We start from the raw sequence: 13,640 nt of genomic DNA, 5'->3' as shown, positions 1-13,640 counted from the left end.
CGGGCGGGCGGCGGTCCGGGCGGTCGGCTCAGCCCGGACCGCCGCCGCTGCCGGGCAGCGACCGGCCGCGCACCGCACGCGGGGAGCCGCCGAGTTCGCGGTGGCACGCCTTGTTGAAGGCCTGGAGATCGCTGATGCCCACCGCGCAGGCGATCGCCTGGATCGACATCGTCGACTCGCGCAGCAGGTGCCCGGCGTGCTCCAGACGGCGGGACCGGATGTAGGCCGCCACCGTGGATCCGGTCTCGGCGCGGAACAGACGCGTCAGCCGACTGTGGGAGATCCCGCTGTGCCGGGCGATCTCCGGCACGGTCAGCGGGGTGGCGAGCCGGGCCTCGATGTGGGCCATGGCCGTGGCGACCGCCGTGTGCGCGCCCCCGGGACGCGCCCGCCCGGCGAGCCGCGCGACCCGCCAGAGGGCCGTCCACATCTCGGCCGTCGCCTGGGCCGGCGCTCCCGGCGCGGCGGCCAGCGCACGCCTCAGCAGCCCGGAGATCAGCGGGGCTTCCGTGCCGGCGTCCTGCATGACGGGGACGAGGTGGCGCTCCCCGGCGTCCGCGACCCGCAGATGCGCGTAGAGGTGCTCCGACCGGCCCCGGTAGTCGAAGGTGGCCTCGGTCCCGGGAGGCACGAGGCTGACCCGCCCCGGAGCGATGGGGTGCCGGCTGCCGCCGACGGTGAGGTGCCCGGAGTAGCCGTACAGGTGCAGCTGCCACAGACCGGGCAGCCGGAACACGTCACGCGGACCGCTGACGCCGTGCACCCCGACCCCGATGCTCACCACGGCCGGCGGCCGGGCCAAGGAGAGGGAGACCTGGTCCATGGCGAAAATCTACCAGCGGACGACGATTCGAACCCATGTCCCGGAAGGCGGGGGCTCGTACCGTTGCCCCATGACGACCAGAGAACACTTGCTGACCTCGGTGCAGGTGGCCCGCTTCGTCGCGAGCGGATCCCTGCGGCTGGACGCGGTGGTGCCGGCCGGGATGAACGCGGAGGCGATCGGGGCGCTGGACGCGGGGATACCCCCGGTGGTCCCCGGCACGCCGCTCGCCGAGGCGTACGCCCCGGGGTCGTTGGCCCGGCGCCTGACCGCACTGCCGGCCGTGGCCGGAGCGATCCGCAGCCTCGTCGGCCCCGCACCGGCCGTCGACCACCACGCCGTCCACGTGAGGGAACCCCGCCAGGGCTCCGCCCAGCCGCTGCACGGCGACGCCATCATCGACGTACGGCCGGACGCCTTCGACGTCCAGCTCATGTACTACCCGCACGAGGTCACCGTCGACATGGGCGGCACCCTGAGCGTGCCCGGCAGCCATCTGCGGCGCACCAACGAGACCGACACCGGCCGCTACCAGAACCTCCGCGGCCAGACCCGGCTCGTCTGCCCGGCCGGGACGGTCGTCCTGCTGCACCACGGCATCTGGCACGGCGGACGCAGGAACGACAGCGACACCCCCCGGTACATGTTCAAGATCCGCTTCAACCCGACGGTTCCGCAGGTCCGACTGTGGGACACCGACGACCTCGCCGACCCGCGGGTGACCGACGAACTCCGGGCCGGATACGACTGGTACGAGCCGGCCACGGGCCGGCTGGAGATCCACAACCGGGTGCTGCTCTGGCGGGCGCTCACCGGCGACGACAGCTTCGACATCGATCACTGGGTCACCCGCGTCACCAACCGGCCGGCCCTGGGGAGCACCGCATGAGGCAGCAGGTCCTGTTCCTCTACCTGGCCAACTCGGCGCTCGACGCCGAGGTGATCGGCTGGTCGGCCTACGACGGGACCGGCCGGACCCGTCCGACCACCGGCGACGGCGACGAACCCCCCTACGCCACGGGCGTGGACGCGCTGCTCGACGGCTGGCGGCTGATCCAGGCCTCCCAGCTGCTGCCGCCGTACCCGGGACACGAGTACGACACGTCGTTCCTCAAGCACGAGTTCCTCTTCGAGAAGCTGCACGAGGACGAGGGGAGCGGCGCAGCCCGTCCCCCTCGCGGCGCCGGCCGGGTGGACGCCCCCTGAGGGCCGGCGCCCGGCGGGACGTCCCTCAGCCGAGCGCCCAGGCGACGTCCCTGAGCAGGGCGTGCCGCCAGCCCGCCCGGTCGTGGTCCGACGCCGACCGTGAGACCCGCACGGTCGCGCCGGACCGTCCGGCCAGGCGCTCGACCGCCTCGCAGTGGGGGAGCATGCGCGTCTCGTGTTCCCCCGTGTCGAACGCGATCCGCAGTCCGGACAGGTCGGGGGACGCGCCCAGCCGCTCGGCGATGCTGCCGCCGGGCGGACCGTCGAGCGGGTCCGCCCGGTCCGGTGCGCCGGGTGTCCACCAGAACGACGGCGACTGGCAGGCGACGCGGGACACCAGGCCGGGGAACGCCAGAGCCGCGTACACCGCGCTCAGCCCCCCCAGACTCTGCCCCGCCACGACCATCCGGTCGAACTCCGCGGGCACCCCGGACTCCGCGACGAGCGGCAGCAGTTCGTCCCGGACCGCCTCCCAGAGCACGGGATCGCACCCGAACTCCGCCGCCCTGTCGCCGGACGGGAGGAAGACGAGGGTCACGGGCGGCATGTCGCCGTCGGCCACGGCCGACTCGAAGGCGGTCATGGCCGGATGGAGGTACAGCCAGTCGTCCCCGTCGAGCAGCAGCACCACCGGACCGCCACCGCCCACCGGGTGGACCCGCACGGTGCGCCGGCCCGCGAGCCGGCCGCCCGACCAGCGGATCCGGGTGGACGGGACGGGCAGGACGTCGTCGGCACCGACGGCGGGCCAGTGCGGCTGGTGCGGAGCGTCCGGGGTCGCGAGGACGGAACGCTCACCGCCCGCGCCGAACGGGCTGAACGGGTCGGCGTACTCGCCGTCGTCCGTGCGGAACCGGTACGTCACGCGCAGCCGCGGCGGCATGCGCACCTCGGCGTACCAGCAGTCGGTCTCCTCCCAGCGGCGCAGGGGGACCGGCCGCGACCAGCTCTCGAAGTCCACCCGCGCCGGCGACCCCCGCCACAGGAACAGGGTGACCCAGCCCCCGTCGTCGGCGGGCAGCGACACCGGCGCCCCGGCCGCCGCCCAGAACCCGGCGCTGCCGGGGGTGCCCGGAAGACCGAACGCGGCGAACGCGCCCTCCTCGCCCGCGGGGAGACCGTCCGCGGTGCGAGCCTGTTCCGTCACGCGGTGCATGAACGTCTCCTTGCGGGAGGGAGGAGGAAGCGGGGACGGGCCGGTCGAGAGCTGTCCCGTCGATCCCTGGCGGGGAGTGCTTAGGTGACCCTAACTTGTTCGTCCCGCTCCTTTCCACCTCCTGGCCCTCACCCCGGTCCCGTACCTCCGTGACCTGCGCCGTGTCCATCCGGCCGCCGTCGCGCCCCGGACTCCCCACGTCCCGTCACCGGCCCGCCGGCGGAGGCCGGTTGTCCGGCCGCCCGGCCGGACCGGAATCATGGGGGCGGGACGCCGCACCAGGAACACGGCCCCCGTGGTACGACCGAGAGGACCTCGTGGCCGACCCCAGGAACTACATCATCGAGTCGTTGGACACCGGGCTGCGCCTCATGCGCCTCTTCCTGAACCACGACACCCTGTCCGTCACCGACGCCGCCAGGGAGCTGGGCGTGGCCCGTTCCACCGCGCACCGGGTGCTCAGCACCCTGGAGTCGCGCGGCTTCGCCACGAGGGACGCCTCGGGCCGGGGCTACTCCGCAGGACCCGAACTGGTCGTCCTGGGCCGTCCGGCCGGCTACGCGCCCGGGACGAGGGCCCGCCTCCAGGTGGTGCTGGACGCGGCGGCCACCGCGACCGGAGAGACCGTCAGCACCGCCGCGCTGATCGGGGACCAGGTGATCACCACCGACGGCCGGGAGTCCCCGCACCCCGTGCGCGCGGTCCTGGAGACCGGTCGCACGCATCCCGCGCACGCCACCGCCGCGGGCAAGGTGCTGCTCGCCCGGCTGACCACCGAACAGGTCCGCGCCCTCTACCCGCGGGAGGAGCTGCACGCCGTCACCGGCCGCACCCTGACCTCGCGCACCGCCCTGCTCGCCGAGCTGGCCGGGATCCGGGCGCTCGCCCGCGCCGACAGCGCGGGCGAGTCGGCCGAGGGGATGAACAGCGTGGCCGTGCCGCTGCCCGCCGGCAGCTGGCGCGACCGGCTCGCGCTCACGGCGTCGATGCCGGCCGGACGGGGCGGCGCGACCGAACTGGCCCGTCACGCGGACGCGTTGCGGGCCGCCGCGGCGCTGCTGCCCGCGTCCCCCTGAGCCGCGGACCTCGCACCGTCCGCCGGCAGAAACCTTCCGGTGCCGCCCGGCGCCGTACCGTGAGCCGGGGCCGAGGGCGTCGTCCGCCGGTGCGCGGACCCCGCCCGCCCCGCGCACGCCCCTGCACCGGCCGCGCCCCCTACGGGCCGGGCCACCCGGCGTTCCCCGGCCCCGGGCGCCCGGGCCCCGCACCGGTGACGGAGGATGGACCCCTGATCGTCCTCGCGGACCCTGACCTCTGGAGATACGTGTGACCGGCCGTGCCCCGTCCCCGCTCTTTCGTCGACGGCGGCCGGTCGCCGGCCCGGCCGCCGGCCTCGCCGCCCTCCTCGGGGCGGTCCTGCTCACCGGCTGCGCCGGCGACGGCGGGGAGCCCGGCGGCGACGAGCCCACGCGAGGGGCGAAGACCGCCGACGTGTCCCTGCCGACGGCCGGGATGCCGTTCGACTACCAGATCGGCGGCGGCTACCCACTGCCCGCCGGGGTGCGCGCGGTGTCCCGGGACCGCGAGGACGACCCGGTCCCCGACCGCTACAACGTCTGCTACGTCAATGCCTTCCAGACCCAGCCCGGCGCCCTGACGTGGTGGAAGGACACCCACCCGGACCTCCTGCTCCGGGACGGGGCCGGTGAGCTGGTCATCGACGAGGGCTGGGACGAGGTGCTGCTGGACACCTCCACGGCCGGCCGGCGCGCGCAGTTGCGGGAGATCGTCGGCACGTGGATCGACGGCTGCGCGGAGAGCGGCTTCCAGGCGGTGGAGCCGGACAACCTCGACTCCTTCGAACGGTCGAAGGGCGGGCTGACCCAGGACGACAACGCCGCCTTCGCCCACGACCTGGCCACACGGGCGCACGAGAGCGGGCTGGCCATCGGGCAGAAGAACACGACCGATCTGCTCGACCGGCACGAGGAGATCGGCTTCGACTTCGCGGTGGCCGAGGAGTGCGCCCAGTTCGACGAGTGCGACGCCTACGCCGACGCCTACGACGGCCGTGTCTTCGCCGTCGAGTACGAGGGGGAGGGCGAGGTGGGCTTCGAGGAGAGCTGCTCCCGCTGGGGCGACCGGATCTCCCTCGTCCTGAGGGACCTCGACGTGCTCCCCGCGGGCGAGAAGGGCCACGTCTTCCGGACCTGCTGAGTTTCCGCGGCCCGGCCCGGCCCGGCCCGGCCCCGGACACCGCGTCACGGGGACCGGCCGCGGGCACGGCGCGGCGGCACCGGGGAGCCGGCGGCCCGTCCCCCGGTCCGGCCGCCGTCCCCGCCCCGGCCGTACGGTTCCGCCCTGCACCGGCCGCCGGTGGCGGCCCCGTCCGGCCCGGAACCGGCCGCCGGTGGCGGTCCGGTCCCGCGGCCGGCCCGGCTCAGCCCCGGCCGTCCGTACGGTCCTGCCCCGCCGCCCGGCGCCAGGCCGATTCGCGCAGCAGCCGCAGCCCGTTGAGGCCCACGATGACCGTGGAGCCCTCGTGGCCGAGCACGCCGAGCGGGAGCGGCAGGTGGCCGACGAGGTCCCAGACGACGAGGACCGAGATGAACGCCCCGGCGACGACCAGGTTCTGCACGACCAGCCGGCGGGTCGCGCGGGACAGCGCCACCACCGTCGGCACGGCGGCCAGTTCGTCCCGGATGACGACCGCGTCCGCCGCCTCCAGGGCGAGGTCCGATCCGGCCCGGCCCATCGCGATCCCGACGTGCGCGGAGGCCAGTGCGGGCGCGTCGTTGACCCCGTCGCCCACGACGAGGACCCGGCGCCCGGCCCGTTCCAGCTCCTGGACGGCGGCGGCCTTGTCCTGGGGGAGCAGGCCAGCCCGGACGTCGGTGATGCCCGCCTCTGCGGCCAGCCGGTCGGCGGCGCGTGCGTTGTCGCCGGTCAGCAGCATCGGTGAGCCGTCCGTCAGACGGGACAGCGCGCTCACGGTCGCCGCGGCGTCGGGCCGGATGCGGTCGGCGATCCCGATGACGCCCACCGGTACGCCGTCGCGCAGGACGAGCACCGCCGTGTCCCCGGCCTCCTCCCGCGCGGCGGCGGACGCGGCGGCATGCGCCGCCGCGTCGGTGCCGCTCCGGTGCGGGAGGCGGCCGGGGGAGCCGACCGCGACCTCGTGGCCGTCGACGGTGGCGGTCACGCCGGTACCCGGCGCGGAGCCGAACCCGGAGGCCGGGGACAACCGCAGCCCGCGCTCCCGGGCGGCCCCGACGACCGCGCCCGCCAGGGGGTGTTCGCTGGGGTGCTCCGCCCTCGCGGCCAGGGCCAGCAGCGCGTCGTCGGTCAGTCCGCTGCCGGGCAGCGGGTGTACCCCGGTGACGCGCGGGGTGCCCTCGGTGAGGGTGCCGGTCTTGTCCAGCGCCACCGCGTCGGCCTGTCCCAGGCGCTCCATGACGACCGCGGACTTGACGAGGACACCGTGGCGGCCCGCGTTGGCCATGGCGGAGAGCAGCGGCGGCATGGTGGCCAGGACCACGGCGCAGGGCGAGGCCACGATCATGAACGTCATGGCGCGGAGCAGGCTGCCGGTCACGTCGTCGCCGAGGGACAGCGGGACCAGGAAGACCGCCAGCGTGGCGGCGACCATGCCGAGCGAGTAGCGCTGCTCGACCTTCTCGATGAACAGCTGGGTGGGGGCCTTGGTGCGGGAGGCCTCCTCGGTCATCGCCACGATCCGGGCGATGACCGTCTCCGAGGCGTCCCGTCCGACGACGACCTCCAGGGTGCCGGTGCCGTTCAGCGTCCCGGCGAACACCTCGTCCCCGGGCTCCTTCACGGCGGGCAGAGGTTCGCCGGTGATGGTGGCCTGGTCGACCTCGCTCGCACCGCCGACGACCCGCCCGTCCGCGCCGACCCGCTCACCCGGGCGGATCCGGATGCGGTCGCCGACCGCGAGTTCCGCGGTCGCCACGCTCTCCTCGCCGCCGTCCGCGGTGAGGCGGGAGGCGGTGGCCGGCGCCAGATCGAGCAGCCCGCGTACCGCGTCCCGGGTGCGCGCGGTGGCCAGTGCCTCCAGGGCCCCGGAGGTCGCGAAGATGACGATCAGCAGGGCCCCGTCCATGACCTGCCCGATCGAGGCCGCGCCGAGCGCCGCCACGATCATCAGCAGGTCCACGTCCAGGACCCTGTCCCGGAGCTCCCGCAGGCCCGACAGGGCGGGCTCCCAGCCCCCGGCGGCGTAGACGAGGGCGTACAGCGGTCCCCAGGTCCACGCCGGTGCACCGGAGAGGTCCAGGGGGAGCGCGAGGAGGAAGAGCGCCAGGGCGGCACCGGCCCACCGGGCCTCGGTGAGCGCGAGGACGCGGGTGCGGCGCCGCGCGGTCCCGCCGGGAGCGGCGGAGAGGGTGCGCGTGGGGGGTGGTACGACGGCAGCGGGCATGGGTGAACGACCCCTCACGGGCGGCGGGAACGACGACGCGCCCACCGTACATGAATATCTGAACAGGTATTCATGTGTCATCCGTAGAATGACGCCATGGGCCACGGACGCGACGAGCAGACCAGCGCAACCACCCGCGAACGCCTGGACGCGGTGGGGGCGGCGGACGTCGCGGCGACCCTCCAGGCGCTGGCCACCCCGTCCCGGCTGCGCATCCTGGCGCGCCTCCAGGAGGGGCCCTGCGCGGTCGGTGACCTCGCCGGGGCGGTGGAGATGGAGCCCTCCGCCTGTTCGCACCAGTTGCGTCTGCTCCGGAACCTCGGGCTGGTCTCCGGTGAACGCCGGGGGCGCTCCATCGTGTACGCCCTGTACGACCACCACGTCGCGGAACTCCTCGACCAGGCCCTCTACCACGTCGAGCACCTGCGGCTCGGGCTGCGGGACACCCCCGCCGAGACCGCGGCGGCGGCCCCGGGGCGCTGAACCCGCGACGGCGGGGGAATCCCGGCGGACCCACGGTGTTGCACCAGGTGTGAGTTCTTCCGTCGCAGCGACCCGCTTCTCCTTCCTCGACCGCTCCCGGACCCGCGAGGGCCACGACGGCCCTCAGGCGCTCCGGGACACCGTGGCACTGGCGGCCACGGCCGAGGCCCTCGGATACCACCGCTTCTGGGTGTCCGAGCACCACGGCGTCCCCGGGGTCGCGGGGTCGGCGCCGACGGTCCTGGCCGCCGCCGTCGCCGCGGCGACCTCCACCATCAGGGTCGGGACCGGCGGGGTGATGCTCCCGAACCATCAGCCCTTCGTGGTGGCCGAGCAGTTCGGGGTGCTCGCCTCGCTCTTCCCCGGCCGGATCGACATGGGGCTGGGGCGCTCGGCCGGCTTCACCGACGGCATCCGCAGGGCGCTCGGACGCGACAAGCAGGACGCGGGGGCGTTCGCCGGGCAGCTCGCCGAACTCCTCGGCTGGCTCGACGGCACCCAGCAGGCCCATCCCCAGGTCCACGCCCACCCCGCCGAGGGCCTGCTCGTCCCTCCCTACGTCCTGGCCACCGGCGAGGGCGCCGTCGTCGCCGCGGAAGCCGGCCTGCCGCTCGTGGTGGGCGATCTGCGGGGCCGCGACCGGCTGATGCGGGCGGTTGAGGAGTACCGCGGCCGGTTCCGCCCCTCCGCGTGGGGCCGCACCCCCTACGTGATGGTGGCCGGCACGGTCGCGGTCGCCGCCACCGAGGAGGAGGCGCGGCGTCTCCTGCTCCCCGAAGCGTGGTCCATGGCGTACGCGCGCACGCACGGGTCCTTCCCGCCGCTCGCGCCGGCCGAGCGGATCGAGGCGGCCGCCATGACGGAGAAGGAGCGCGGCCTCTTCGAGGACGGGCTGCGCGGACACCTCGCGGGCACCGAGGACACGGTGCGCGCCGGACTCGAAGAGATGATCGAGGAGACCGGCGCGGACGAGGTCGTGGTCACCACCAGCACCCACGACCGGGAGGCGCTGGTCGACTCGATGCGGAGACTCGCCCGGATCGCGTCCCTCGGCTGACCGCCGGGGCCGCGCCGCCGACTCGGCCCGCTCCTCACCGACCGGATGCGCGCCGAGCAGGGCCGACACCACACGGGACGCCCGCTCGGCCTCCCGTACCGACAAACAGCCGCCGTGTGCGCGGACGGCCTCAGGGAACGCTCTCGCAGGTACGCCACCGGGCCCCCTGCGCGGGGGCGGGCGGAGAGCGGGGCGGGGGAGGGGAAGCCCGTGCCCCGCCCTCCGCGTATCCACCGCATGCCGCCTCATGTCCCGGATCAGCACGGTGCGGCGGCAGGGGCAAACGGAGGGCTCGCCCGAACCCCCGGGAGTGGACCGCCTTCCCCGCCGCGCTATTCCAGGGGGTAGATGTCCCCGCTCGCCATGCCGCTGACCTGCGCGCTCCGTGACTCCAGCCGCTGCGCCTCGTCCCGCAACCGCCGGCGTTCCGCGGGATCGGAAGCCTGCGAGGCGGCCTTCTCCAGATCCTCGGCCCGGCCGCGCAGACGACGCAGACGGTCCCGTACGTCCTCCGGCTCGCTCATGATCACTCCTTGGCGACGGGCGGAGCGGACCCCTCCACCGAAGCAGCAACCCAGGGGTGCGCGCATCTCGGCGGAGAGGCCGGCAGCGCGGAGTGACCGGCCGGGTGACGCCTACTCGAAGCGGCTCGGGTCGCCCGCTCCCCGGCGTACGACCTCGGGTTCGGCGCCGGAGAAGTCGATCACCGTGGTCGGCTCGGTGCCGCAGTCGCCGGAGTCGAGCACGATGTCCACGACGTGGTCGAGGCGCTCCTTGATCTCCCAGCCCTGCGTCAGGGGCTCCTCCTCGTCCGGCAGGAGCAGCGTGCTGGAGAGCAGCGGCTCACCGAGCTCGGTCACCAGGGCCTGTGTGACGACGTGGTCCGGGATGCGCACGCCCACGGTCTTCTTCTTGGGGTGCATCAGCTGCCGCGGCACCTCCTTCGTGGCGGGCAGGATGAAGGTGTACTTCCCCGGGGTCGCCGCCTTGACGGCGCGGAAGACGTCGTTGTCGACCTGGACGAACTGGCCGAGCTGCGCGAAGTTCTGGCACACCAGCGTGAAGTGGTGGCGGTCGTCGAGGTTCCGGATCGACCGGATGCGGTCGATCCCGTCGCGGCTGCCCAGCTGGCATCCCAGCGCGTAACAGGAGTCGGTCGGATACGCGACGAGGCCGCCGGACCGGATGCTCTCTGCCACGTTGGTGATGGTGCGGCGCTGGGGGTTCTCGGGGTGCACATCGAAGTACTTGGCCATCCGCCGAGTCTACGGCCTCGGTCCCGCCGCACTCCGCTCACGGCGGGCGCGGCCCGAGGGGGCCGGGTGCGTCCGGAAGGCCTCGGGCCGCGGTCCTGCGCACCCACCCGCTGCTGATGGCCCGTCGGCGCCGGGGGCCGGGCGCCGGGTGACGGTGACGCCGCCCCGGCACGGCGGACCGCACCGGGCGCGCCGGACGTCCCGATCCGGACGGGCCGTCAGGGGCGGCGGTTCCGCCAGAGCCATGCCGAGGTGGCGATCAGCAGGGCCAGCATCCCCAGGTTCGCCAGCAGTGCCGGGGTGTCACCCGTCGGGCCCCCGTCGGACAGGTTCCAGCTGGCTATGACCACGGACGGCACGACGGCGGCCAGCAGGACGCCGGTCGTCTTCCGGACGGCGGTCCAGTGCACCGAGGTGCACAGGAGCACCACGCCGGCGATGCGGAACAGCAGGCCGAACTGCGGGCCGGGGGACTCGGAGAACACCATCACGAACGGCAGTGAGAGGGTGAGCATGAGCAGCGGCACCAAGGGGTGCACCTTGCCGCGCCGGGCCGGCTCACCGGTACCGCCCCCGGCCGGGGCCTCCTCCGGTCCGTTCCCCGCCTCGGCCAGCGCCGTCGCCGCGATGGTGCGGGGGTCCCCCAGCTCCGCCAGGATCTCGCCGAGCGTGATGCCGGGGCGTTCGGCGCGCGCCACCTCCACGTGTTCCGCGAGATCGGCGAGGAGCTCCTGGCGGCGGTCGGCCGGGAGCGCCGAGGCCTCGCGCTCGACGGCGGAGAGGTAATCGCGTACGGGATCGGCAGGGGTCTTCACAGGTGGTCTCCGGGGGAGGAGGGCGGGGTGGACAGGAAGGCGTCGACGGCGTCGCGGAAGCCGGGCCAGACCCGGGTGAACTCGTCGAGCGCGTCCCGGCCGCTGTCGGTGAGTGCGTAGTAGCGGCGGGGCGGCCCGGAGGCGGACTCCTGCCAGGTGGTGGTGACCAGATCGTCCCGCCGGAGCCGGGAGAGCAGCGGGTAGACCGTGCCCTGGCTGGTGGCCAGGGCGCCCGACTCCTCCAGGGCCTGGAGGAGCTCCACGCCGTAGCGCGGGCGGTCCCGCATCAGGGCGAGCACGCAGTACTCCAGGACCCCCTTGCGCAGCTGGGCGGCCGCCCGGGCCTGCTTGGTCGAATCACCAGGTTCCATGCGATGCAAGATACCTGGTCCGGCAAGAGGGTGTTTGCGAGGGGGTGGCCCCGGCACGCCCGCCGCTGCGGCCGTCCCACCGCCCGGTCGTCCGGCCGTCACCCCGCCCGCTACAGCCGCCAATTCGCCCGCTACAGCCGGTCGTCCGCCCGGCCGGGACGCTCGCCGGTCGGTCTCGTCCGGCCCGCTTCCTTCCCGAGGCGTCCGCTCCGCCCGGCCCCGCTCCGGTCGACCCCACCCGGCCCGCCCCCGCTCCGTGGGGGCGGCTCGGGCGCCGTGCACCGCCCCCCGGACAGCGGCGTGCCCCCGGAGCCCTCCGCCGAGGGGGCTCCGGGGGCACGTGTGGCCGTGGCCGTCAGGCTCCGGACGCGTCCAGCATGGCCTCGCGCTCGACCACCTTGACGCGCTCACGGCCCTGCTCGGCGCCGAGTGCCTGCTCGTGGGCGTCCAGGCGGTGCCAGCCCTCCTTGGTGGTGTACCGGACACCGCGCTGCTCCAGGAAGTCGACGACCGCGTCGGTCCCCGGCTCCGCCGGGGCGGGCAGCCGGCCGGCCGCGTGGTCCTCCAGCAGGCAGGCCACGGTCTCGTTGGCGTCGCCCTTGGTGTGCCCGATCAGGCCGATCGGACCGCGCTTGATCCAGCCGGTGACATAGACCGAGGCCATCGGCTCCCCGCCGGTCAGCACGCGTCCGGCCGCGTGCGGGACCGTCCCGGAGGCCACGTCGAAGGGCAGCTTCGGGAGCTCCTCGGAGTAGTAGCCGACCGCACGGTAGACGCTCTGCACGTCCCAGTCGGTGTGCCGGCCCGTGCCCCTGACGTTGCCCGTGCCGTCCAGCTCCGTGCGCTCGGTGCGCAGCGCGACGACGCGGCCGTCCTCGCCGACGACCTCCACCGGGGACTCGAAGAAGTGCAGGAAGAGCTTGTGCGGGCGCTCGCCGACATCGCGGATCGCCCAGTTCTCCAGCGTCGAGGCGACCATGTTGGCCTGCTTGTTCTCCCGCCGGGTGGCGATCGAGCCCTCGTCGTAGTCGATGTCCTCGGGGTTGACGATGACCTCGATGTTCGGCGAGTGGTCCAGCTCGCGCAGCTCCATCGGGCTGAACTTCGCCTGGGCCGGCCCGCGACGGCCGAAGACGTGCACCTCCAGCGCCTTGTTCGCCCGGAGACCGGCGTGGACGTTCGGCGGGATCTCCGTCGGGAGCAGCTCGTCCGCGGTCTTGGCCAGGATGCGCGCGACGTCCAGGGCCACGTTGCCGACGCCGAGCACGGCGACCTTCTCGGCCTCCAGCGGCCAGGTGCGCGGCACCTCGGGGTGTCCGTCGTACCAGGCGACGAAGTCGGCGGCGCCGTAGGAGCCGTCGAGCTCGATCCCCGGTATGTCGAGGGCACGGTCGGCGTCGGCGCCGGTGGAGAAGATCACCGCGTCGTAGAAGGACCGCAGGTCGTCCAGCCCGATGTCGTCGGGGTAGCTCACATTGCCGAACAGCCGCAGCTGGGGCTTGTCGAGGACCTGGTGCAGCGCCTTGACGATGCCCTTGATCCGCGGGTGGTCGGGAGCCACTCCGTAGCGGATCAGGCCGAAGGGGGCGGGCATACGCTCGAACAGGTCGATCGATACGCCCGGCTCCTGGGCGGCCTCGGACTTGAGAAGCGCGTCCGCTGCGTAGATTCCGGCGGGACCGGCTCCGACGATGGCGACGCGGACGGGGCGTGTCATGGAGTGTTGTTCCTTAGGGCGGACGAGCGCGGGCAGAGTGCGGCGGGGTAAGGCTTGGCTTACTCCGCTGCACCCACGGTACGGCCTGTGCACGGGAAGCCCGGGCGCGGGGCGAGGGGATATTTCGTACATACGGCTACGTACGGTGCGTAATTGCTCCGGATTCCGTCGAGGGACCGCCCTCCACCCGTCTCACGCCGGTCCGGAGAATGAGACACCACGGGGCGGGCAGGCTGTACGCCGGTGTCCCTGCGTGATCCCGGCCGGTGCCGGAGTCATGATGGGCACACGATCACGGCTTTCCGACGAGAGGAG

Annotated in this window: 14 protein-coding genes; 6 read left to right on the top strand and 8 right to left on the bottom strand. The window is 74.3% G+C overall.

The window, feature by feature from the left end; translation table 11 throughout:
- Positions 1-28: 28 nt before the first annotated feature.
- Positions 29-823 (bottom strand): helix-turn-helix transcriptional regulator, encoded by a 795-nt coding sequence (locus tag ABZ172_RS08530; protein ID WP_356881531.1) that lies wholly within the window; start codon positions 821-823, stop codon positions 29-31.
- A gap of 70 nt (positions 824-893) precedes the next feature.
- Between ABZ172_RS08530 and ABZ172_RS08525 the strand changes: the two genes are divergently transcribed.
- Both ABZ172_RS08525 and ABZ172_RS08520 read left to right on the top strand, forming a co-directional pair.
- Positions 894-1,712 (top strand): phytanoyl-CoA dioxygenase family protein, encoded by an 819-nt coding sequence (locus ABZ172_RS08525; protein ID WP_356881529.1) that lies wholly within the window; start codon positions 894-896, stop codon positions 1,710-1,712.
- Positions 1,709-2,029, top strand: a complete 321-nt coding sequence (locus tag ABZ172_RS08520; RefSeq protein ID WP_356881527.1) for a hypothetical protein — start codon at positions 1,709-1,711, stop codon at positions 2,027-2,029. Before ABZ172_RS08525 ends, ABZ172_RS08520 begins: the two co-directional genes overlap by 4 nt.
- A 25-nt stretch (positions 2,030-2,054) precedes the next feature.
- On the opposite strand, the gene ABZ172_RS08515 is transcribed toward ABZ172_RS08520, so the two are convergent.
- Positions 2,055-3,185, bottom strand: coding sequence for an alpha/beta hydrolase-fold protein (locus tag ABZ172_RS08515; protein WP_356881525.1), 1,131 nt, complete (start codon positions 3,183-3,185; stop codon positions 2,055-2,057).
- A gap of 317 nt (positions 3,186-3,502) precedes the next feature.
- On the opposite strand from ABZ172_RS08515, the gene ABZ172_RS08510 reads away from it, so the two are divergent.
- On the top strand, positions 3,503-4,261 hold the full coding sequence (locus ABZ172_RS08510; protein WP_356881523.1) for an IclR family transcriptional regulator: 759 nt from the start codon (positions 3,503-3,505) through the stop codon (positions 4,259-4,261).
- Between the two features lie 250 nt (positions 4,262-4,511).
- Entirely contained in the window at positions 4,512-5,402 is an 891-nt protein-coding gene (locus ABZ172_RS08505; RefSeq protein ID WP_356881521.1) for an endo alpha-1,4 polygalactosaminidase, read from the top strand.
- A gap of 223 nt (positions 5,403-5,625) precedes the next feature.
- Here ABZ172_RS08505 and ABZ172_RS08500 read toward each other — a convergent pair whose 3' ends face one another.
- Positions 5,626-7,626, bottom strand: coding sequence for a heavy metal translocating P-type ATPase (locus ABZ172_RS08500; protein WP_356881519.1), 2,001 nt, complete (start codon positions 7,624-7,626; stop codon positions 5,626-5,628).
- A 96-nt stretch (positions 7,627-7,722) separates the two neighbouring features.
- On the opposite strand from ABZ172_RS08500, the gene ABZ172_RS08495 reads away from it, so the two are divergent.
- Together ABZ172_RS08495 and ABZ172_RS08490 are read left to right on the top strand one after the other, a co-directional pair.
- A complete protein-coding gene (locus ABZ172_RS08495; RefSeq protein ID WP_356881517.1) occupies positions 7,723-8,109 on the top strand; it encodes a metalloregulator ArsR/SmtB family transcription factor in 387 nt (128 codons plus the stop codon).
- A 49-nt stretch (positions 8,110-8,158) separates the two neighbouring features.
- The gene (locus tag ABZ172_RS08490) at positions 8,159-9,166 is read left to right on the top strand and encodes an LLM class flavin-dependent oxidoreductase (protein WP_356881515.1); all 1,008 of its coding nucleotides are present in this window, start codon (positions 8,159-8,161) and stop codon (positions 9,164-9,166) included.
- A 332-nt stretch (positions 9,167-9,498) separates the two neighbouring features.
- On the opposite strand, the gene ABZ172_RS08485 is transcribed toward ABZ172_RS08490, so the two are convergent.
- From ABZ172_RS08485 to ABZ172_RS08465, 5 genes are all read right to left on the bottom strand, one after another.
- Positions 9,499-9,690 carry a DUF6381 family protein gene (locus ABZ172_RS08485; protein WP_356881513.1) on the bottom strand — a complete coding sequence of 64 codons (192 nt, stop codon included), beginning with the start codon at positions 9,688-9,690 and terminating at the stop codon, positions 9,499-9,501.
- A gap of 111 nt (positions 9,691-9,801) precedes the next feature.
- On the bottom strand, positions 9,802-10,422 hold the full coding sequence (locus tag ABZ172_RS08480) for an L-threonylcarbamoyladenylate synthase (protein ID WP_356881511.1): 621 nt from the start codon (positions 10,420-10,422) through the stop codon (positions 9,802-9,804).
- A 218-nt stretch (positions 10,423-10,640) separates the two neighbouring features.
- Positions 10,641-11,237, bottom strand: coding sequence for a hypothetical protein (locus ABZ172_RS08475; protein ID WP_356881509.1), 597 nt, complete (start codon positions 11,235-11,237; stop codon positions 10,641-10,643).
- The gene (locus ABZ172_RS08470; protein ID WP_356881507.1) at positions 11,234-11,608 is read right to left on the bottom strand and encodes a PadR family transcriptional regulator; all 375 of its coding nucleotides are present in this window, start codon (positions 11,606-11,608) and stop codon (positions 11,234-11,236) included. The genes ABZ172_RS08475 and ABZ172_RS08470 overlap by 4 nt, the downstream gene beginning before the upstream one ends.
- A 355-nt stretch (positions 11,609-11,963) precedes the next feature.
- A complete protein-coding gene (locus ABZ172_RS08465; protein ID WP_356881505.1) occupies positions 11,964-13,325 on the bottom strand; it encodes an FAD-dependent oxidoreductase in 1,362 nt (453 codons plus the stop codon).
- Between the last annotated feature and the right edge of the window lie 315 nt (positions 13,326-13,640).

This window comes from Streptomyces sp. NPDC006296 (assembly GCF_040613235.1).
Taxonomy (GTDB): Bacteria; Actinomycetota; Actinomycetes; order Streptomycetales; family Streptomycetaceae; genus Streptomyces.
Note: the sequence above shows the minus strand (reverse complement) of the source record. Positions and strands in the feature narration are given on the sequence as shown.

Excerpts from the sequence above, each read along its gene's own strand:
- ABZ172_RS08530 (WP_356881531.1), bottom strand. The coding sequence starts at position 823 with ATGGACCAGGTCTCCCTCTCCTTGGCCCGGCCGCCGGCCGTGGTGAGC.
- ABZ172_RS08525 (WP_356881529.1), top strand. The coding sequence starts at position 894 with ATGACGACCAGAGAACACTTGCTGACCTCGGTGCAGGTGGCCCGCTTC.
- ABZ172_RS08520 (WP_356881527.1), top strand. The coding sequence starts at position 1,709 with ATGAGGCAGCAGGTCCTGTTCCTCTACCTGGCCAACTCGGCGCTCGAC.
- ABZ172_RS08515 (WP_356881525.1), bottom strand. The coding sequence starts at position 3,185 with ATGCACCGCGTGACGGAACAGGCTCGCACCGCGGACGGTCTCCCCGCG.
- ABZ172_RS08500 (WP_356881519.1), bottom strand. The coding sequence starts at position 7,626 with ATGCCCGCTGCCGTCGTACCACCCCCCACGCGCACCCTCTCCGCCGCT.
- ABZ172_RS08495 (WP_356881517.1), top strand. The coding sequence starts at position 7,723 with ATGGGCCACGGACGCGACGAGCAGACCAGCGCAACCACCCGCGAACGC.
- ABZ172_RS08485 (WP_356881513.1), bottom strand. The coding sequence starts at position 9,690 with ATGAGCGAGCCGGAGGACGTACGGGACCGTCTGCGTCGTCTGCGCGGC.
- ABZ172_RS08480 (WP_356881511.1), bottom strand. The coding sequence starts at position 10,422 with ATGGCCAAGTACTTCGATGTGCACCCCGAGAACCCCCAGCGCCGCACC.
- ABZ172_RS08470 (WP_356881507.1), bottom strand. The coding sequence starts at position 11,608 with ATGGAACCTGGTGATTCGACCAAGCAGGCCCGGGCGGCCGCCCAGCTG.
- ABZ172_RS08465 (WP_356881505.1), bottom strand. The coding sequence starts at position 13,325 with ATGACACGCCCCGTCCGCGTCGCCATCGTCGGAGCCGGTCCCGCCGGA.